Source organism: Dehalobacter sp. TeCB1 (genome assembly GCF_001707455.1).
Taxonomy (GTDB): Bacteria; Bacillota; Desulfitobacteriia; order Desulfitobacteriales; family Syntrophobotulaceae; genus Dehalobacter; species Dehalobacter restrictus.
The window spans coordinates 25,383-46,151 of the sequence record NZ_MCHF01000010.1; the positions used below are offsets into that span (position 1 = coordinate 25,383).

The window sequence follows — 20,769 nt, forward strand, 5'->3', positions numbered from 1 at the left end:
CAACAGTGTTTTCTCATAATTTGTGAAATTAATTTGCATCTAATCCTGCAATATCTTGGCGATCCGGACAATATGCTCCCCAATTTTATACAGCCAGCTGTTCAATTCCTGCATACCTTGATCATCTTTGGAGATCCGGCAAGTCAGGCTGTTCTGAACTTGATTATAGATTTCGATAATACCCTGATGGGCTTCGATGATCAGCAAAGCAAGAGCCTGATCACCTCTTTCCAAATAGCGCAGCAGGGTTAAAAAATTGCTGGATACAGCGATGTATAATTCTCCGGCCTTTTCCTGATCAGTCTCTTCAGCCATTATCTGGGCAGCATGAATCCTGGTCCCCAGCCTGGCCATCACAATCAGGCTGTCGGCAATATATTCAAGTTCTTTAATGATCAACTGGTAGCTGTGGCTCTCGACAATTTGTTCCCGGGTCATATTCCGACGGAATAATTCCGTAAAGAATTTCGACAGTTCCTGATAGTGCCAGTCTACTTCCCGCTCCGTCCGTTCCAGCTCCTGAAGTATTTTTGTATCCCCGTAAAAGATGATACGCGGCAGTATTTGAACCATATTCTCAAGGATCTTATTCGCCACCCAGCGGATTTCCTGTCTTGCCTGGGTCAAGGCAACAGCCGGCAGTTCAGGAGCTGCCTTGGTAATATAAATAAGCCTTGGTTTTTTGCCTTCGTCCCTTCGCTGCGGGATCAGCTTAATCAGACATTTGCTTAAGATTTTGTTTAAAGGCAGAAATAGAATCACCATTAAGACTGCCGAAAAAAGATGCGTATTCGCTACCTGCCGGGGCAGGTCCGCAGCACTCCATTCGATAAACCGAGTAAAGTACGGAAAAAACGGCAGTAAGATTAACGCTGCAGCAAGACGATAAAGCGTGTTGGCTGCGGCTACCCTAACCGCATCGGCCCGTTCAGCGCTGAGAGAGGAAAACAAAGTCGTCAGCGTCCCCCCGATGTGAGCCCCCATGACCAGCGGGATGACCGATTCCACAGACAGCAGTCCGTGTGTGGAGAGGGAAATAAGAATTGCCAGAAACGCAGCACTGCTCTGCAGTAATGCTGTCACAACCATACTTATGGCTATACCGAGAATCGGGTTTGTCCCGAACTGGGAGAGGAACGCATCGACATCAGGCGAGCTTTTCAACGGTGAAAATGCTCCAGAAAGCAAAGACATGCCAACAAAAATACAGCCAAAACCGATCAGCGCTTGTCCGATGCTTTTGGCCAGCATGGTTCTGACAAGAAAAAACATGATAAATCCGATAAAAAGCAGCAAAAGTGCAAAATCCAGGATTGGGAAAGAGATTAATTGAATGACGATCGAGGTCCCGACCGCTGACCCCAGAACAACACCAAGCGCCTGGGTCAGCGTCATCAGGCCTGAATTGACAAATTCGACGATCATGACCGTTGTCGCGGTACTGCTTTGCAGCGCGACTGTCATCACAATTCCGAATAGGGTCGCTGCCCAAGGCTTTCTAGTTAAAGAGGCCAGGATGTTTTTCAACTTTTTCGCGGCAATTTTCTGCAGCCCTTCCGAAGTAACATTAACCCCGTACAGGAACAGTCCCAGTCCGCCTAGAAATTGCATTACCATCGTGATCGAAAACATTTGCTTTAACTCTTTCCTTTGCCAGGCTTTGGTTTGTTCTTATCCGTCTGAATCTTTTCGGCAATCTCTTCAATCTTGCGCAGTCTGTGATTGACGCCCGATTTACCGACTTTCGGGGTCAGAATTTCGCCCAGTTCTTTCAAGGTATAATCCGGAAATTCCAGACGCAGGCAAGCAATCTCCTGCAGATTTTCCGGCAGGGCTTTGAGTCCGATGGTCCTTTCAATCAGCCGAATGTTTTCTAACTGACGTACTGCGGCGTCCACCGTCTTATTCAGATTGGCAGTCTCACAATTAACGATCCGGTTAACTTGGTTGCGCATTTCTTTGATGATCCGGATATTTTCAAACTCAAATAACGCCTGGTGGGCACCAATCAGCGCAAGAAACTCGACGATATGTTCGCTCTCCTTTAAATAAACCACATGGAAATTCTTACGGGTACTGACCTTCGCCTTTAGATCAAATTTGTTCAAAAGTTCGCTCAGGTCTCCTGCCAGAACCGGATCATTCGTGATAATCTCCATATGATAATTCCCCTCAGGGTTACTGATCGAGCCTCCGGCCAGAAATGCCCCGCGGAGGTAAGCCTTCTGGTCACATTTTTTGGCAATAAGTTTCTTATCAATTCCGGCCTGGATTTCTCCCTCTTCATTAAACAATCCGAGTCTTTGCAGATCACTCATCTCTCTGGGGTAAATCTTCACCAGGTAAGAATTGTTTTTCTTCAGTCTTAATTTCCGCCTGACCACAATATCGGCTGGCAGATGCAGCGATTCTTTGGCCAGGTTATATATTTTTCGCGCCACAGGAGCGCTTTCAGTGATCACGTTCAGGGAATATTTCTGATTCGCGCTGATCTGCAGTGTTCCATCCATGCGGATAAGCGAAGCCAGCTCAGCCAGCTCACAACAATCCTTCTGCAACTCCAGTCTGGCTAGTTCCTCTTTGGTTATGGCACTAAACGACATACCATCAACTCCGGCCCTTCAAAATAATATCCTTTTTCATCAACAGCGGCTTATATTTATATCGACTTAATTTTCCGATTTAGCAGATACGAATCAACCATGGCGACTCTCTCATTCACGGGCTTGAGACGGAATAACAGACGCAAAATTTCTTTAGCCAGCTTATCCGGATTATGCCGGACAACTTCCCCGCCGGTGTAAAAACTGCCTTCAAAGTAACGAACACCCAGTTTTTCGACCTCAGCGGCATCACCGTCCACAACCTCAGCTCCTTCTGCCTGATAGCGTTCCCTGACTTGCTGAGATATATTTTCTCTGGCAGCCAGCACCGCATCAACCAGATCCTTCCCAACATGCTCGATAATCACCTTCAAATGGTCGGCGACCGCATAATGGTCAGTCTCTCCAGGTTCCGTCATAATGTTGCAGACATAAATGCACGGAGCCTTGGCCGAAGCAATCTTGTCGCGAAGCCCTTTCACCAATAGATTCGGAATGATACTGGTATAAAGACTCCCCGGCCCAAGAACAATCAGGTCGGCATCTTCAAGCGCCGCTAAAGCTCCGGGCAAGGGCCGACAGTCCTGGGGCATAATATTGAGAACTTTGATCTTGCCAGGTGTCGTCCGGATGGCTGTCTCGCCGTTAATGAATCTACCGTCTTCAAAATAAGCATTCAGGGTGATTTGAGAAAGCGTTGACGGATATACTTCCCCGCGCAAGGCGAATACTTTGCCAATTTGCTCGATGCCTTTCTGAAAATCACCGAATCTTCCGGCCAGACCTGCAAGAAACAAATTCCCGAGGCTGTGCCCGGCCAGCGTCCCGGTATCAAAGCGATAGGAAAAAAGTTCTTCCATGATATCTTCTTTTTCAGCCAGAGCAACCAGACAGTTACGGATATCCCCGGGCGGCAGAATCCCAAGCTCTCGACGCAGACGCCCCGAGCTTCCGCCATCATCCCCAACGGTAACGATAGCCGTCAGATTGCTGGTATATTCTTTTAGCCCTTTCAGCAACGCCGACAGCCCGGTACCTCCACCGATAACAACAATTTTAGGTCCTCGCTTCAATTGACGGCGGGAATAAATCACATCGAGAATTCTATCTTCATTTTCCGGAATCAGCACGGAAATGATCGAGCTGATCATTTTTTTAAACGCAATAAAAACGATAGCCATACCTGCCAGGCAGGTAACGACCCCCGCCGGACCCACCATTACGGTATCTTTGCCGGCCAGCTGATAGATGATCTCCCGAAACTGCACTTCAATAAATCCGAGGGTTTCCCCGGAGCTGATGACCGAAAGTCCGCCGGCGACAAGAAATAAACCGAGGATTGCCAACAGAAAATATCTTTTTACACCTAAATTTGGATAGAACCATTTGCACATTTCCAAATATTTTTTCGGAAGTTCCATCTCGTCAAACCATTCCTATCCTTTGATATCTCTGTGGTTTATAACACAGGAGTAATTGTTCATCTGCAGGAACTCCGCTGTTTTCTCGGCAATTGCCACGGAACGGTGCTGCCCCCCTGTACATCCTATGCCGATGACCAGGTGACTCTTGCCTTCCTTGAGATATAACGGCAAAATAAATTCCAGCATATGAAAAAACCTGCCGATAAAATCAGCCGTGGTAGGATTCAGCAAAACATAATCCCTGACCTCTTTATCTTTGCCGTTCAGCGGTTTAAGTTCCTTTAAATAATACGGATTAGGCAGAAAACGGACATCGATAATTGTATCGGCATCCAGCGGTATCCCAAATTTAAACCCAAAAGAAACAACCGATACGGACATCCTGGCCGGATCGTATTCCTTTCCAAACAGATTCCTGATTTTTTCCTTCATCTGTACGGTTGTCAGGTCTGAACTGTCAATGATCTTGCTTGCATCCCCGCGTAAATCGGCAAGATATTGCCGCTCTTTGTGAATGCCTTCCAGCACATTTCCCTTCGGAGATACGGGATGCCTTCTTCTTGATTCTTTATAACGGTTGACCAGAACATCGTCCGAAGCCTCTAGGAATAAAATTTCGTATTGATATCCCGCCTCCTGCAGATCCTCGAGCGCCTGGTTTAAAGAAGAAAAGAAATCTCCGCCGCGTAAGTCACAGACAATGGCAGCTTTGTCTATTTTTCCTTGGGATTGGGCACACAAGTCAACGAACTTTTCAATAAGGCTCGGCGGAAGATTGTCAACGCAAAAAAATCCAAGGTCTTCCATACTTTGCAGGGCTTGCGTTTTTCCAGCCCCGGACAAACCGGTAATAATCACCAGTTTCAATGCTTCACTTTTCATAGCCTTTTCCCCCACCTGAATTGTTCCTTTCCTGATTATTTCGTTTGCTTGCCAATATCCGACGCATCCTGCTGAATACGAGCGAGTTCACTTTCCATATTGGCCCCTCCTGCAATATTCTGCCAGCTGGAATTTAGGAGGTCCAAATACGTCCAGTCGTTCACTGAACCCTCCAAATACCAGGCAGACTGCAAAGACAAAGCAACCTCTGACTGAAAACGCTTCGTCGCCGATTCGTAATACGCACTGTTAACAGGCAGCCTGCCGCCGGCTTGAAACATCGCCTCTTCCGCCGCCGGCTTCAGCAGTTCTTCTTCAACCAGCCGAATGGCGCTTTCCATGACAGGAATGGTCTTTATGGATGAATTAGCGATTCCGATCGTATGCTCCAGCAAAACCTGTCCCTTGGCTCCCAGTAAAGAATAGAAGGACAGACAGTCCCAGTTTCCACCTATGTTCGTCAGTCTGGTACTGTCACTGGCCCAGGTCAGCAGGTAACCGGTCTCACCCCCGGCAAACCGGGCTAAGGCCGCACTGTCCAAAAGCACTTGATTTTGCTGACGAAGCGCTGCAAAATTGTTGATAAAAGCCCGATTCTTCTGCGAATCCAGGGCTGGAACACCGTTGGCACTTAACGTTCCTCCCTCAGCCCTCCACCACGGACTGAGCAGCGACGCATTCAGACCCGGAACTGCGATGACGGAATGTTTCTCCCAGATTTCCGCCAGACTTGCCGGGGGCACCAGTACTTTATCTTTGCGGTAGTAGAGCAGTGGCACATCCGTAAGCCAGGGTGCTGCAAATGCTTGTTTATTATACGTAAAAACCGCTCTCGCCGCCGGATAGGCTGAGTCGATATCCGCCAGAACAGGTGAGACCGCCCCTTTTTTATAGAGCGCATCGAGGATCTGTCTTCTAGCAATCACAATTTCCGGCCCCTCTGCTCCGGCTTGGTAGTTCCAGACCTGCTGGACAATATCTGCCTCAGCAATTTTTTCACCTTTAACCGATACTTCGGGATATTCCTTATTGATTCTGGCAAACTGCGCAAGTAAAGCCTGTTCTTCTTTGCCGTCCAACGAATACCAGACAGAGATTACCGCAGGGGCGTCTCCGCCGGGTTCCCCCGGAGAGGGTCCCTTGGAACAAGCTGTTAAAGCCGTTAAGCTCAATATAATTATCATAATACACAGAAGTGCTTCCAGCCTTTTTTCCATTCAGAGCGATTTCCTCTCCACATACCTGATACAATATTACTAAAATATTCAAAAACCATTAGGGTAAGTCTAAAGGCCATAATACCGTTTCTCGGCTGTTGCGCATCCATTACGGAGACTAACCCGAGCAAATATTCGTTTCTTCTCCCCTTATTCTAATCCGTCCGCTGGAAAGTTACAAATACTACTTTCTGAGACTGTTTTTGTCAATTGATTTTCTATATGCTTTTAGGAGCTTCAACTTTCAACTTTAAAATACTGGGTCGGCTTTCGACCGTAGTAGAACAAATACCAGCCGCCTTTTCCCGGGGAATGTTCTGTAGTCCCTGTTGGAATATCCCGCTCAAAATATTCGATAGCCGTAGCTCTGATCCATTGCCTTTTATCCATGCCCTCAGACTCAGGAATCCGGTTCTGCCAAATCGGGTCCTTCCTTATCTCTTCTTTCCAACTTTTATCCTGGACAGTCTCTTCTGCTCTCTGTAGAAAATCAGGGATTTGCCCGGGACGTTCAGCGACAAAATAATCAAAACGCAGTGCTTCGCGCCAAAGTTTCCGATTCAGTGCGGTCCGGCCGTCCGGCTGTTCCATCAGAAATTCCCAGATATTCTCGAAGAGTGACCTGGAACTCCATTCTCTTTGGAACCAGCCCTTACCGTGCCAGTATCTGGCCAGAGCATCAAAAAAATCAAACGGGCTTTGCCGGTCAGCAAGAACAACTTCGAGTGAAAACTTAAACCTTCCAGAATTATAGTACCTTTCCAGAGTTTCTTCTATTCGGGCCAGGTCCAAAACCTGTTCGTGGCTCAACTCCCGTGTTTTCAAGACCGTATAGGGCGGATCCGGGCAGTATTTCAGCCCGTATTGGGTGCATTGCCTGCGGATTCCCGAACCCTTCAATACCTTCAGAAAACCAAGCTGCAAATGATTCGGTCTGAGATTAAAAACTTCATCAAATGACTTGCGGAATTCTGCCCACCCCTCATGGGGCAAGCCTGCAATAAGATCCAAATGAACCGGTATCCCGCAATCGTGCTGCAAATAACGAACCTTATCTTTCCAGTCCGCAAAATTCTGGGATCGGCGGATCGCTTTCAAAGCAGGTGGATGGGTGGACTGGACTCCTATCTCTAATTGAATCATTCCTGTCGGATAGTTCTGCAAGTACTGCAGCCAGTCCTGATCCAGCAAATCTCCGGCTATCTCGCAATGAGCCCGTGGAATGTCCCCAGACAATCCATATGTGCCCTCCGGTCCTGTTTTCTCGTACTCCCGTTCAGCTTCCTCTTTAAATAGGTCAAGAACTTGAAACCCGTGTGTTTTGGATGCGTTGAATGTTCTGTCCACAAATTTAATCGTCCGTGCCCCGTTCGCAAAAAGCTGCCGCAAAATAGGACGAAAACGCTCCGGCTGCAAAAACCGGACACCCTTGAAAGTGGACGAAATACAAAATTCACAGTTATACGGACAGCCCCTGCTTGTCTCGACATAAACCAGTTTCCCGCGAAAATCCTCTTGCACCGCGTAGGGGTTTGGCAGAAAATTCAGATCCACGGTATCCGGTGTCGCTGCATTCGTCACTACCATGCCACATGCATCCGTGCTGGTCATTCCCTGGAAACCATCCGAGGCAGTCATGCTGTTCAGGCCCTGGGGACCGCCGGCCTCTCTCCGCAGTCGCCAGACAACACCGGCGACATCCCGGGGAAGGCTGCCTTCGGACCAACCTTTAAGCAGCACAGGCAGAACCCGTTCGGCTTCCCCGGCAACGACCGCATCGAGCTGGGGGACCTCATTCATAAGACGATCACAGTCAAAAGATACTTCCGGCCCCCCAGCCAGAATGAAGGTATCGGGCAAGACAGGCCTCAACCTGCGTACCAGGGCCTTAACGGAGACAATGTTCCAGATATAGCAGGAGAAACCAAGGACATCCGGTTTCTCTTCAAATATTTCTCCGGCAATTTTGTCCAGATGCTCATTAATCGAAAATTCGCGGATACAGATTTCCCATTCAGTGTTTCCCTGTGTCTTCAGGACTTCACGCAGACCGCGAATGGCCAGATTTGTATGTACATACCGGGTATTTATGCCAACGAGCAGGATCTTCACATTAAAACTCCTTACCTGAATTCTTAGGCTGGATTTTTTTTGATTTATGATGGACCTTACAGAACAAATTTCTCGAAAACTTTGGCTACTCCGTCTTCTTTATTTGAAGCTGTAATATAATCCGCAATTTCTTTAAGTTCCTGATGGGCATTGCCCATAGCCACACCGATACCGGCAAACATCAGCATTTCCCGGTCATTGAAATTATCCCCAATCGCGATAATTTCTTCCGGCAAGATGCCGAAATTCGCGGCTAACGCCCTAAGCGCGCTGCCTTTGTTGACCTCTTTATCGATCATATCCAGAAAAATTGGCTTGGAACGCGTAAAATGAAGCCTGTCGGCATAGATCTGCCGCAGTTCTGCCGTAGCAGTCTGGAGATAATCCTCCCCGGAAATGCACAATATTTTTTCAGCACCTTCCGGCTCAGTGTGCAAAATTTGCAGCACATCCGTTTCCTGGACCTTTATTCCGGTCATTTCCTCATAGGCTTTGGAATATTGATTCCATTTATTTGTAAAGACTTCATCTTTGATAAACACCTGTGTGTAGACTTCTTTCGACTGGAGATGCTGAATAATCTTCATAGCTAATCCTGACGGAATCACTTTATGGCAGATGATTTCCCTGCTCAGGGAGTGCTCGATCAAGGCTCCGTTGCATGTAATAATCGGAACATCCAGACCCAGCTGGCTGGCGTATTTTCTGGCAGATACAGCCATCCTTCCTGTAGCAAGCGTAACCATTACGCCTTTGGCCACTGCGCGGCGGATGGCCTTGATATTCCCTTCAGAAATTTGCCACGCATCGTTAAGCAGTGTTTCATCCAAATCTATGGCAACAAGTCGGATCAATCTATTTCACTCCTTTGGTAGATTACACGAACAAATCGATACTATTATACCATAGAACTTGAGGGCCGTAGCCTTTTCGATTTTTAGGCAAGGTAGTCAGACGTATACGTATAACATACCAGAATTAGGGTTGACATGGTCCCGGTAGAAAAACTATAGTAGGATTATATAGAGAATTTGGCTTACGGCAAGCCTTTTGGCACAGGCGTAGGCCTTAGTTGCCCATAGATATATCAAAAAGCACCTAGGTTTTTTCACCGAAATCTGATATGTGAAATAGGATGAACGAGGTAATCTGATGACCAGCTGGCTTTTGGGCACGAAATTAGTGATCATTCTATATAGTATTTTTTGCTATGTACTGACTGGGATGACCAATTTGCCCCTGGTGCTGTTACTTCTACTTATCTATATCATTATGAGCATGTTTCATATTATTTCCTCCAGGGAATCCGTAAAAAAAACATGGATGGTTTTGATATGTGTTTTTCTGATTCTCTCTGCTTTCTATGCCTCTAATCTCTTTGTTTTTCTTTTGCCGTTAAACTTGTTGGAATTGTTTCACCAGTTCGGGAAGAATCCATTATATGCCCTGATCTCTACAGCTCTTCCTCTTTTCTTGCTTGCGGGGAATATTATCCCGGAATATCTGCTGATCAGTCTTTTGAGTGCCATGATTTATGAACTGTCCCTAAAATCTTCGATGCGCATTGCCCGCCTGGCCGCGGACAACGATTTCTTAAGAGAAAAGAACCATTCTCTTTACGGTCGTTTGCACTCCGGTACCGAATATGAAAACCAGGTCAAGTATTTAAGCCAACTGGAAGAAAGAAATACGCTTGCGCAAAATATTCACGATAAAATTGGGCATGTCCTTGCCGGAAGCCTGATCCAGCTTGAAGCCGCCCGCCTGGTGATTGATCGGGACCAAAGCAGATCAAAGGAGATTATTATCAATGTTATCCATGTTCTGAAAGAAGGCATGGAGGATATCCGTTCTACACTCAGAACTATCAAACCAGCTCCTGAGCAGCTTGGCATTAATCGTTTGAAAGCGATTCTGGATGAACATTCATTTAACAGCCAAATGAAAACACATTTGAACTACCAGGGTGATCTGAACTGCATTACCCATTCACAATGGAGAATCATTCTGGAGAATGTCCGGGAAGCACTGACAAATACATTGAAATATTCATCCGCCGGAGAAGTGAAAATAAAACTTGAAATAATGAATAAACTTATTAAGGTCGAAATAAAAGATAATGGAGTCGGTGCCATATCGATTAAGAAGGGATTGGGGCTGGAAGGGATGGAAGAAAGAACGGAAAGCTGCGGGGGTAAACTTATTCTGGACAGTTCAGACGGTTTTTCCGTCATTACCTTACTGCCTGTGAAAGGAGCAGAAAATGCCGATTAAAGTACTTATTACCGATGACGATATCCTGATCCGGGAAGGGCTTAAAATCATACTTCAAAACGACGAACGTTTTGAAGTAACCGCCTGTGTGGAAAATGGCCTGCAGGCCATCCAATACTGCGAATCCCAGAAAGTCGATATCGCGCTGCTTGATGTCAGGATGCCTGTCATGGACGGCCTGCAGGCTTCCAGAGAAATATCTGAAAAAACGACCGTCAAGCCACTGATCCTGACCACATTTGACGACGATGATTTTATTCTGACGGCCGTAAAAAACGGCTCAAGAGGGTATTTGCTGAAGAACAGTTCCCCTGACCGGATCATGGACGCGATAAAAATGGTATATGAGGGCGGCATTGTGATGCAGGACAGTGTGATGAAAAAAATTCGGGAGGAGCTGGTCACGAATCCCAAAGTCAAAATTGCCGAAGATCTTTTTTCTGACAGGGAAATGGATATCATCAAACTTATTTCCAAAGGTCTGGCTAATCGCGAAATAGCAAAGAAGCTCTATGTCTCGGAAGGCACAGTTAAAAATTATATCACTTCCATCCTGAATAAAACGGGACTTGAACACCGAACCCAAATTGCGATTTATTACCTGACCGGTTCCAAATCATAAAAACGTTACATAACAAAAAGAATGCAACTCAATCATCATAAACAAATGACTTTTGTCATACAAACTGGTGACCTTTTCTACTAACGAAAGGTTCCTTTTTTTATTAGTATATAAGAAAGTATACGTTACTTTCTTATATATCTAAGTGCAGCTAAGGCTGCCGCCAGAAAACTTGGCGCCAGCCAAGTTTTCTTTGATGAATCAGAGGGATGGGTAGGAAAATGAAAGGGGCGATTCATTATGAGCATCCTGGTGATGGAAAATGTTACGAAAAAATTCGGTGATGTCATTGCTGTAGATAACATGAATATCAGCATTGCGAAGGGAGAAATATTTGGACTTTTAGGACCGAACGGTGCAGGTAAGAGCACCGCTATTAACATGATTATTGGCTTATTATCCATCGATAAAGGGAGTATCTCTATACTGAATAAAGATACGAAAAGAAACAAAGCCTTTTCGAAGAAAAATACAGGCATAGTTCCCCAGGATATTGCCATTTATGAAGATCTGACCACGCTGGAAAATGTCAAATTTTTTGCGGGACTTTACGGTCTGCGAGGGGATGAGCTGAATAAAGCAGCGGCTGAGGCGCTTGAATTTACCGGATTAAGCGATAAAGCAAACAGTTATCCAAAAAGCTTTTCCGGGGGCATGAAAAGACGGCTGAATATCGCCTGTGCGATTACCCACAAACCGAAATTGATTATCATGGATGAGCCTACCGTAGGTATCGATCCTCAATCCCGGAATCATATCCTGCAATCTGTTAAGAAATTAAATCAGATGGGCTGTACAATCATTTATACCAGTCATTACATGGAAGAAGTCGAAGAAATCTGTTCCCGAATCGCGATCATGGATCACGGCAAAGTGATCGCCCTGGGCAGCAAAGAAGAGTTGAAAGCGCTGTTAACCGACTCCAATATTGTCTGGATTACCGTTAACGACTCGATCACGAAAGCTGTCGAAGACAAGATCAGGGAAATACCCGGGGTTCTTCAGATGGACATTGAAGAAAATACGCTAAAAATAAGCACTGCCAAAGAAGTCCACAACCTTGATAAAATTATCTGTTACTTTACCGAAAACAAGTTCTCAATCAAAAGTGTTGAGAGCAGAACACCGGACCTGGAAACTGTATTTCTGTCGCTGACCGGCCGCAGTCTAAGGGATTAGGTGGCTACCATGAGAATTATCCATATTATTTTAAAGGAATTCAAACAGAACATTCGGGATTTCAAAGCGAATATTATGATGGTCCTTTTCCCGATTGTCTTGATTGTCATTCTGGGTACGGCCTTTTCCGGTGTATTTTCCAATGATATTGTATTGGACGATATACGTGTCCTTTATTCTGTTCAAGGAGATCCGGCACTTACCGAAAGTTTTCATTCCTTTCAGGATGAGCTGCAGAAACAGCTGGGAATTACTTTTACCGAAACGACAGACCCAGAGGAAGGTCTAAGCAGTATTAAAAATGACCAGTATTCCTGTTTTATTTTGCTGACGAGCGCCCCTCCGGAAATTCGCGTCTATAAAAATGCGCGTTTTAACTTTGAGGCCAATCTTGTTGAATCATCCGTTAAAGTGTTTGCCGCCAGATACGATGCCGTTAAGCTGATTGCCCAAATAAATCCTTCCGCATTAGCGGGCATTATGGCTAGTCCTGAAGAAGATTATGTTCAGTCCGAATCCATAGACAAAAAAAGAGAACCCGGTTCACTGGATTACTACGCGGTAACCATGCTGACACTTTTTTTACTGTACGCTTCGCTGACCGGATTCTGGTCTGTTAAAAATGAACAGAATTTTAAAACCGGAAACAGGATACTTTGCAGTCCTGTCACCAAAATTGAACTACTCACAGGCAAAACGCTCGGCGGCCTCCTGGTAACCATCGTGCAGGCAGCGGTCGTTCTTCTGTTCAGCTCGCTTTTCTTTAAAGTGTACTGGGGATCAGATCTGCTATCGGTCCTGCTGATCATTTTCTCTGAAGCTGTTCTGGCAATCAGTCTAGGCACAGGAATTGCTTACCTGATTCGCAATGACGGTACAGGTGCCGCTTGTCTAAATGTTTTGATCCCAATTATTGCTTTCCTCGGCGGCGGGTATGTCCCGTTATCCTCGCTGAATGGTCCACTCACTGCCATCACTGCGCTATCTCCGCTTAAGTGGACAAATGAGGCAATTTTCAGATTGATCTATGATCAGGACTATACGATCATGCTTCCTGCTATTCTGATCAATCTGGCTGTCGCCGCGACATTTCTAATGGTCTCAGCATTCCTGTCCAGAAAGGAGGCGGTCTGAATGAAAAACATTCTATTTTTAGTCCAGAACACCTTAAAGGTCACCTTTAGAAAAAAGGGGAATTATATTGTCTATCTGCTTCTTCCACTGCTCGGTATTGTCTTTGCACTGGCGATCTACAGCGGGGCCAAGTCAGAACCCGTCCAAATCGGGCTGATTGACAAAGACCAAACTGCCCTTTCCGCCTACCTTGTCCAGGAAACTGCTAAAGCGGGAAACTATACGCTTACTCCCCTCCAAGAAACAGAAATAAAAAACAACCTTCTGGATCAAACCCTGGAGGCAGCTGTCATCATCCCCGGTGGATATGAAAAAAGTATTGTTGCCAGCTCTCCGGCAGCAATCAAAATCATCTCGTTAAAGGGACAGGATACAACGGCCTGGCTGGAGCAGTTTTTCAATCTGCAGACCCGGAATCTGAAAGATCTGGCTGCCGCTGCCGGCGGGGACGAGACAGCTTTCCGGGGACTGTTTCAGGAATACAGCAGCCATCCGCTCCAGGTATCTGCTGTCGAACTGCAGGACGAAAGTGTCAGCAAGGATATTACCCTGACAAGCTTCGGCTTCCTGCTGATGTTTGTTATGCTCGGAGCAGGCTTGACATCCCATGCTATCCTGAATGAAAAAAAAACCAGGACCTATCACAGAATTTGTGCGAGTCCCGTATCGCCAAAGGAATATCTCAGTGCAAATGCGCTAAGCAGCCTGATCATCGTTACCGTTCAAACACTCTTTATCATCGTGGCTTTACAATATCTGTTCCGTATTGAAACCTATGTGCCTGCAATCCTTCTGTTCTTTATCCTTCTGCTGTTCGGCCTTGTTTCGATCGGGATTGGACTTATTACAACAGCGTTTTCCAGTTCGTCCTACATGGCAGGCACGCTTTCTACGCTTATCCTGACACCGACCTGCATGCTGGGAGGATGTTTCTGGCCGGTTAGCCTGATGCCCGAAACCATGCAGAAAATCGCCCATTTTATGCCGCAATGGTGGGCTTTGGATGCGATTCGAAAAATGCAGTCCGGCAGCAGTCTGTCAGAAATCCTGATGAATATTGCTATCTTGATTGCTTTTGCCGTGGCTTTCTTCCTAATTGCAGTGTACCGGTTCGCCCGGGAAAACAATATCCAGAAATTCGTGTAATTCATTTGTTTGTACTGAATAAGAAACAAAAATACTGCCAACAACGGTCAGCAGTATCTAATATTAAACCTTCATATTCCTGTATGATTTTTATGCTTGCCTGAGAAGCTTTTCCAATTCCCCATTCATAAAGTTATAATTATGTCCGTCTTCCGGGTACTGTTCCCCAACTACATCATTCTTGTAGCTTTCCAAAGCATCCAAAATGATCGAATTCAGATTCACATACTTCTTGACAAATTTGGGGGTGAAAGCGTCAAAGAAACCCAGCGCATCGTGGACAATCATCAGCTGTCCATGAACATATGGACCTGCTCCGATTCCAATAACCGGGATATTTGCTCTTTCAGTAACAATCTTGCCGACTTCAGGCGGAATAGCTTCCAGCAGCAACAGGCTAATACCGGCTTCCTCAAGAATTCTGGCATCTTCAATAATCTTTAAGGCGCCTGCACAATCGCGTCCCTGGGATTTGAATCCACCTAATTGAGCCATCGATTGCGGAGTTAAGCCAAGATGTCCCATGACAGGAATGGTCGCTTTGACCATAGCTTCGACGGTATCCGCCATATTGGATCCGCCTTCCAGCTTGACAGCATCGCAGCCAGCCTCTGCCATAAAACGGCTTGCATTGCGAATGGCTTCTTTTTTGCTGATCTGATAGGTCATATAAGGCATATCGCCGACTAAGTACGCCGTAGGTGCACCTTTACGGACTGCCTTGGCATGTGTGACCATGGTATCCAGGTCCATGCCCAGGGTTGTCTCTTCTCCCAGAACGGTCATTGCCATAGAATCTCCGACAAGTATAATATCGATACCAGCCTTCTCTTCGAGAAGGGCCATTGGATAGTCATAACACGTGAGCATGGTAATTTTTTCACTTAAATTCACTTTGTTCTGCAACGCATTGATGTTGACTTTCGATCGCATTTTTCTCTTTCCCTCCAAAAATATAGGAACGATTCCTTAAAATTATTTACAATATAATATATACCATCTGCCTTCAATTGTCTACCCCCTGCCGACACTTTTCCACAAGGGGAGTACACCAATTAATGACATTGTCGAAAAATCAGAAAAGCTGACACCGTATAAAACGACGCCAGCTTGTAAAAATTAATGAATTTAACCCATTGTCCTAAATTCCCAAATGTTTTCCTAAAAACTGTCCAGTATACGAGGCGGGAACCGCGGCGATTTCCTCTGGTGTACCGACTGCGACAATCTCGCCTCCCCGGCTGCCGCCTTCTGGACCGAGGTCGATGATATAATCGGCGGTTTTAATCACGTCCAGATTGTGCTCAATGATCAGAACGGAATCGCCCGCCTCAACAAGGCGCTGTAAGACCTTTAACAGCTTATCCACATCGGCGACGTGCAAACCGGTCGTCGGTTCATCCAAAATATACAGCGTTTTCCCCGTACTGCGGCGGCTGAGCTCCGTAGCCAACTTAACGCGCTGGGCCTCTCCCCCGGAAAGGGTCGTAGCCGGCTGCCCAAGCTTGATGTAGCCTAAGCCAACATCCTGCAGGGTCTGCAGTTTCCGAGCAATCCGAGGTACAGCCGCGAAAAATTCAACCGCTTCAGCAACCGTCATGTTGAGGATCTCCGCAATATTTTTTCCTTTAAAGCTTACCTCCAGGGTCTCACGGTTGTAACGCTGCCCGCGGCATACCTCACACGGGACATAGACATCCGGAAGAAAATGCATTTCAATTTTTATGATTCCGTCTCCCCGGCATGCCTCACAGCGTCCGCCTTTGACATTGAAGCTGAACCGGCCTTGTTTATAGCCTCTGATTTTCGCTTCCGGCGTCTGGGAAAAAAGGTCCCGGATAAAATCAAATAGCCCGGTGTACGTGGCTGGATTGGATCGCGGTGTACGCCCGATCGGAGACTGATCAATGTCGATAACCTTGTCGACATACTCCAGTCCTTTGAGCTCCCGGTAAACCCCGGGACGGACTTTACTGCTGATTTTGAGTTCCATCTGAAGCCCTTTAAATAATATTTCGTTGACCAGCGTGCTTTTGCCCGATCCGGACACTCCTGTTACACAAGTCATCACACCCAAAGGGAATTTGGCATGGAGCTGTTTCAGGTTGTTCTGGGCTGCGCCGACTACTTCAAGCCATTTTCCGTTCGGCTGGCGACGTTGAGCAGGGACTTCAATCTTTTTACGACCGGTCTGATACTGCCCGGTAATCGAAGCTTCACACGCCTTGATCGCTTCCAGATCTCCCTGCGCCACAATATGCCCGCCATGGGTTCCGGCGCCAGGGCCGATATCAATGATATGGTCGGCCTCCAAAAGAGTATCCTCATCATGTTCCACGACCAAAAGCGTGTTCCCCAAGTCCCGCAGTTTTTTCAACGTGTCCAGCAGTTTAGCGTTATCGCGCTGGTGCAGACCGATGCTTGGCTCATCCAGCACATAAAGCACGCCGGTGAGACTCGAGCCAATCTGCGTGGCCAGACGGATCCGCTGGGCCTCCCCGCCTGAAAGTGTCCCGGCGGCACGATCCAGAGTCAGGTAGTCCAGCCCGACATTAACAAGAAAACCAAGCCTTTCTTTGATTTCTTTCAAAACCTGACGCGCAATCATCTGTTCCTTTTCACTTAGAACCATCTTTTTAAAAAAGTCCAGGGACTCCATCACGGTAAGCCGGGTCAGCTCATAGATGGATAAACGATTAATCTTCACAGCCAGCGCTTCGGGTTTCAGCCTCTTGCCCTGACAGACCGGGCACGGTCTCTCTGTCATCAGACCTTCTATTTCATTCCGGACATAGTCCGAGGTCGATTCCTTATATCGGCGGTTAAAATACGGCACCAGTCCTTCAAAAGGCGCTTTCCAATATTTTAATTCATCAAAGATATTGTAGTAACTGAATTTAATCGGTGAATCAGAGCCATAGACCAGGACCTGCCACTGCTCCGGTGTCAGATTTTTCACCGGGCAGTCCAGACTGAACCCGAATTTTTCGGCCAGCCCCTGCAGCAAGGCAGGATAATAGCTCAAATTCGATTTCGCCCACGGCACGATTGCACCTTCATTGATCGACTTGCCGCGGTCGGAGATAATCAGATCGATATCTGCTTCCAGATTCGCCCCGAGTCCGGTACACGACGGACAGGCCCCGAATGGGCTGTTGAAGGAAAACAGTCTTGGAGCAATCTCGTCGATTGCAATTCCGCAGTCCGGGCACGCAAAATTTTCGCTGAATAGAATCTCTTCCTGACCCGCGATGTCGACCAGGACCGTGCCTTCGGCGAGCTTCAGCGCAGTCTCGATTGAGTCGGCGAGCCGAGCGGTGCTGTCGGGCTTCAGGGAAATTCTGTCGACAACCACATCAATGGAGTGTTTTTTGTTTTTTTCAAGAAGTATTTCCTCACTGAGATCTCTGACTTCTCCATCCACCCTCACCCGGACGTAGCCGCTTTTTCTGACCTGTTCGAGTGTCCGGACGTGCTCTCCTTTTTTTCCTTTGATCACCGGTGCTAGAATCTGTAAACGGGTTTTCTCCGGATAGGTCAGTAATTGATCCACCATCTGCTGGACGGTCTGCTGGCTGATCTCCTTGCCGCAGTTCGGACAATGCGGATGACCGACCCTTGCATAAAGCAGTCTGAGATAATCATAGATTTCCGTTACCGTTCCTACGGTTGATCGTGGATTGCGATTTGTCGTCTTCTGATCAATGGAGATTGCGGGTGATAGCCCTTCAATATAATCGACATCCGGTTTGTCCATCTGCCCCAGGAACTGGCGGGCATAAGCTGAGAGGGACTCAACATAGCGTCTTTGGCCTTCAGCGTAAATGGTGTCAAAAGCTAGAGATGATTTTCCTGAACCGGACAGGCCGGTAATAACAACGAGCTTATCCCGCGGAATATCGACATCAATGTTTTTGAGGTTATGGACACGGGCGCCCCGTACCTTGATATAATCCTGGGTCATACATTTCCTCCATAAGGCTTCTAAAGATGATAAGGCTATATTTTTGCTTGATTCTATTCCTTATTTAACATCTATTCTTCCATAATTGCCACGATCTTATCTTACACCAAAAAACAGTAAAAGGGAACATTTGTTCGCATTTATTTACCTTCTTTTTTTACGGGATCTGTTCTGTTTCTCGGAAGAATAGTTTTTGCCGGATTTAGAGCGGCTGCTCCGTGTCATACCAGCATATTCTCCCTTCAGTTCAATGATCGCATCCCTTAAATCAGCTGCGCGTTCAAAATCCAGTTCCCTGGCAGCCTTAAGCATCTCTTCTTCCAGGACCTGAATGGTTTTTTCCTGTTCCTCAGGTGTCAACTTGCCGCCTTTTTCCCCATAAGCCGTCTTTTTCTCCGCAACTTTCGTCGCTTCAGGCACTTCATAGATCTGCTTGCGAATGGTCTGCGGGATAATCCCGTGTGCTCTGTTATATTCTTCCTGGATCGCTCGGCGACGGTTGGTCTCACCAATCGCGGCTTTCATGGATTCCGTCATATTGTCCGCATACATGATGACTTTTCCGTTGACATTTCGGGCCGCCCGGCCCACAGTCTGGATCAAAGACCTTTCCGATCTTAAGAATCCTTCCTTGTCAGCATCAAGGATCGCCACCAGCGATACCTCAGGCAAATCAAGGCCTTCTCTTAAAAGGTTAATCCCGACAATCACATCTATTTCTCCAAGACGGAGTTCTCTTAAGATTTCCAGCCTCTCAAGGGTCTGAATATCAGAATGAAGATATCTGACACTAATATTCAGCTGTTTCAGATAGTCTGTCAGGTCTTCGGACATTCTCTTGGTCAGTGTGGTCACGAGGATTCTTTCGTCCCTGGCAATCCGCTGCCGGATCTCGCCGATCAGGTCATCAATCTGTCCCTGGGTGGGCTTCACAATGATCTCCGGGTCAATCAAACCTGTGGGCCGGATAATCTGTTCGACAACCTCGCGGCAGTGCTCCATTTCGTATGGTCCGGGAGTCGCACTGACATAGACCCTTTGGGGTACAACTATTTCAAATTCAGAAAAACGCAGCGGCCGGTTATCCATGGCAGAGGGCAGGCGGAAACCATGCTCCACCAGCGTGCTTTTCCTGGAACGGTCTCCCTCAAACATGCCTCTGACCTGCGGCAGAGTCTGATGTGATTCATCAATGAACATCAGGAAATCCTTCGGGAAAAAGTGCAGCAAAGTATAGGGTGTTTCTCCTGGTTTGCGGAAGGTAAGATGCCTGGAATAATTTTCAATACCGTTGCAAAATTCCATCTCCCGAAGCATTTCAATATCGTAGCGGGTTCTCTGTTCGAGGCGCTGAGCCTCCAGTAGCTTTTCCCTTGAACGGAAATATTCCAGACGCTCTTCAAGCTCCTGCTCAATATTTTCAGCAGCCAGCATTAATTTATCACGTTCGGTCACATAGTGGGAGTTTGGAAAAATCGAGATATGTTTTCGTTCTCCCAGGATTTCACCGGTCAGAAGATTCACCTCATAAAGATGTTCGATTTCATCGCCGAACATTTCAATCCGAACTGCCTTTTCATCCGTAGAAGCAGGACATACCTCGACGACATCCCCTCTTACCCGGAAAGTTCCGCGATAAAAGGCGGTATCATTCCGGTCGTACTGGATTTCAACCAGCTTGCGCAGCATCTGATTGCGTTCTATTTCCTGGCCCTGCCTTAAAGACAGAACCATATCCCGGTACTCATCGGGAGATCCCATACCATAGATACAGGAAACACTTGCGATAACAATGACATCTCTTCTTTCAAACAACGCAGCTGTGGCCGAGTGCCGCAATTTTTCTATTTCCTCATTGATGGAAGCGTCTTTTTCAATGTAGAGGTCATTGGATGGAACATAAGCTTCCGGCTGATAATAATCATAATAACTGACAAAATATTCAACCGCATTCTCCGGAAAAAATTCCTTAAACTCGCAATACAGCTGTCCGGCCAGCGTCTTATTGTGTGCAAAGACCAGGGTCGGTTTTTGAATGCGTTCAATGATGCTGGCCATTGTAAATGTTTTACCCGATCCGGTAACACCCAGCAGCGTTTGGTGCTTATTACCGGCTAGAATGCCTTCAGTAAGCTTGTCCACTGCCTGGGGCTGATCTCCAGAAAGACTATAAGGAGCCCGTAGTCGAAATTCCATAGAATATCCCTCCATC

Annotated in this window: 15 protein-coding genes; 5 read left to right on the forward strand and 10 right to left on the reverse strand. The window is 46.7% G+C overall.

Features of this window, described 5'->3' with window-relative positions; genetic code table 11:
* Positions 1–39: 39 nt before the first annotated feature.
* The 7 genes from A7D23_RS02725 to A7D23_RS02755 all read right to left on the reverse strand — a co-directional run bounded on the left by A7D23_RS02725 (position 40) and on the right by A7D23_RS02755 (position 9,092).
* Entirely contained in the window at positions 40–1,632 is a 1,593-nt protein-coding gene (locus A7D23_RS02725) for a Na/Pi cotransporter family protein (protein WP_019224950.1), read from the reverse strand.
* A gap of 5 nt (positions 1,633–1,637) precedes the next feature.
* Positions 1,638–2,603: a DNA-binding protein WhiA gene (gene whiA, locus A7D23_RS02730; RefSeq protein ID WP_019224951.1), complete on the reverse strand. Its 966-nt coding sequence runs from the start codon at positions 2,601–2,603 to the stop codon at positions 1,638–1,640.
* Between the two features lie 56 nt (positions 2,604–2,659).
* The gene (locus A7D23_RS02735) at positions 2,660–4,024 is read right to left on the reverse strand and encodes a gluconeogenesis factor YvcK family protein (RefSeq protein WP_019224952.1); all 1,365 of its coding nucleotides are present in this window, start codon (positions 4,022–4,024) and stop codon (positions 2,660–2,662) included.
* A gap of 15 nt (positions 4,025–4,039) precedes the next feature.
* Positions 4,040–4,909, reverse strand: a complete 870-nt coding sequence (gene rapZ / locus A7D23_RS02740) for an RNase adapter RapZ (protein WP_019224953.1) — start codon at positions 4,907–4,909, stop codon at positions 4,040–4,042.
* 35 nt (positions 4,910–4,944) lie between these two features.
* Positions 4,945–6,126, reverse strand: coding sequence for an ABC transporter substrate-binding protein (locus A7D23_RS02745; RefSeq protein WP_019224954.1), 1,182 nt, complete (start codon positions 6,124–6,126; stop codon positions 4,945–4,947).
* A 237-nt stretch (positions 6,127–6,363) separates the two neighbouring features.
* Positions 6,364–8,238 (reverse strand): B12-binding domain-containing radical SAM protein, encoded by a 1,875-nt coding sequence (locus A7D23_RS02750; RefSeq protein WP_019224955.1) that lies wholly within the window; start codon positions 8,236–8,238, stop codon positions 6,364–6,366.
* Positions 8,239–8,294: 56 nt separating this feature from the next.
* Positions 8,295–9,092 (reverse strand): Cof-type HAD-IIB family hydrolase, encoded by a 798-nt coding sequence (locus A7D23_RS02755; RefSeq protein WP_019224956.1) that lies wholly within the window; start codon positions 9,090–9,092, stop codon positions 8,295–8,297.
* A 298-nt stretch (positions 9,093–9,390) separates the two neighbouring features.
* Between A7D23_RS02755 and A7D23_RS02760 the strand changes: the two genes are divergently transcribed.
* From A7D23_RS02760 to A7D23_RS02780, 5 genes are all read left to right on the forward strand, one after another.
* Positions 9,391–10,512, forward strand: a complete 1,122-nt coding sequence (locus tag A7D23_RS02760) for a sensor histidine kinase (protein ID WP_019224957.1) — start codon at positions 9,391–9,393, stop codon at positions 10,510–10,512.
* A complete protein-coding gene (locus A7D23_RS02765; RefSeq protein WP_019224958.1) occupies positions 10,502–11,134 on the forward strand; it encodes a response regulator transcription factor in 633 nt (210 codons plus the stop codon). Before A7D23_RS02760 ends, A7D23_RS02765 begins: the two co-directional genes overlap by 11 nt.
* 240 nt (positions 11,135–11,374) lie before the next feature.
* Positions 11,375–12,313: an ABC transporter ATP-binding protein gene (locus tag A7D23_RS02770; protein WP_019224959.1), complete on the forward strand. Its 939-nt coding sequence runs from the start codon at positions 11,375–11,377 to the stop codon at positions 12,311–12,313.
* Between the two features lie 9 nt (positions 12,314–12,322).
* Positions 12,323–13,447: an ABC transporter permease gene (locus A7D23_RS02775; RefSeq protein WP_019224960.1), complete on the forward strand. Its 1,125-nt coding sequence runs from the start codon at positions 12,323–12,325 to the stop codon at positions 13,445–13,447.
* A complete protein-coding gene (locus A7D23_RS02780) occupies positions 13,448–14,593 on the forward strand; it encodes an ABC transporter permease (protein ID WP_019224961.1) in 1,146 nt (381 codons plus the stop codon).
* Positions 14,594–14,683: 90 nt separating this feature from the next.
* Here A7D23_RS02780 and panB read toward each other — a convergent pair whose 3' ends face one another.
* The 3 genes from panB to uvrB all read right to left on the reverse strand — a co-directional run bounded on the left by panB (position 14,684) and on the right by uvrB (position 20,753).
* A complete protein-coding gene (panB, locus tag A7D23_RS02785; RefSeq protein WP_015044879.1) occupies positions 14,684–15,526 on the reverse strand; it encodes a 3-methyl-2-oxobutanoate hydroxymethyltransferase in 843 nt (280 codons plus the stop codon).
* 208 nt (positions 15,527–15,734) lie between these two features.
* The gene (uvrA, locus tag A7D23_RS02790) at positions 15,735–18,557 is read right to left on the reverse strand and encodes an excinuclease ABC subunit UvrA (RefSeq protein WP_019224962.1); all 2,823 of its coding nucleotides are present in this window, start codon (positions 18,555–18,557) and stop codon (positions 15,735–15,737) included.
* Between the two features lie 144 nt (positions 18,558–18,701).
* Complete coding sequence (gene uvrB, locus A7D23_RS02795) at positions 18,702–20,753, reverse strand: excinuclease ABC subunit UvrB (RefSeq protein ID WP_019224963.1); 2,052 nt, start codon at positions 20,751–20,753, stop codon at positions 18,702–18,704.
* Positions 20,754–20,769: the final 16 nt, after the last annotated feature.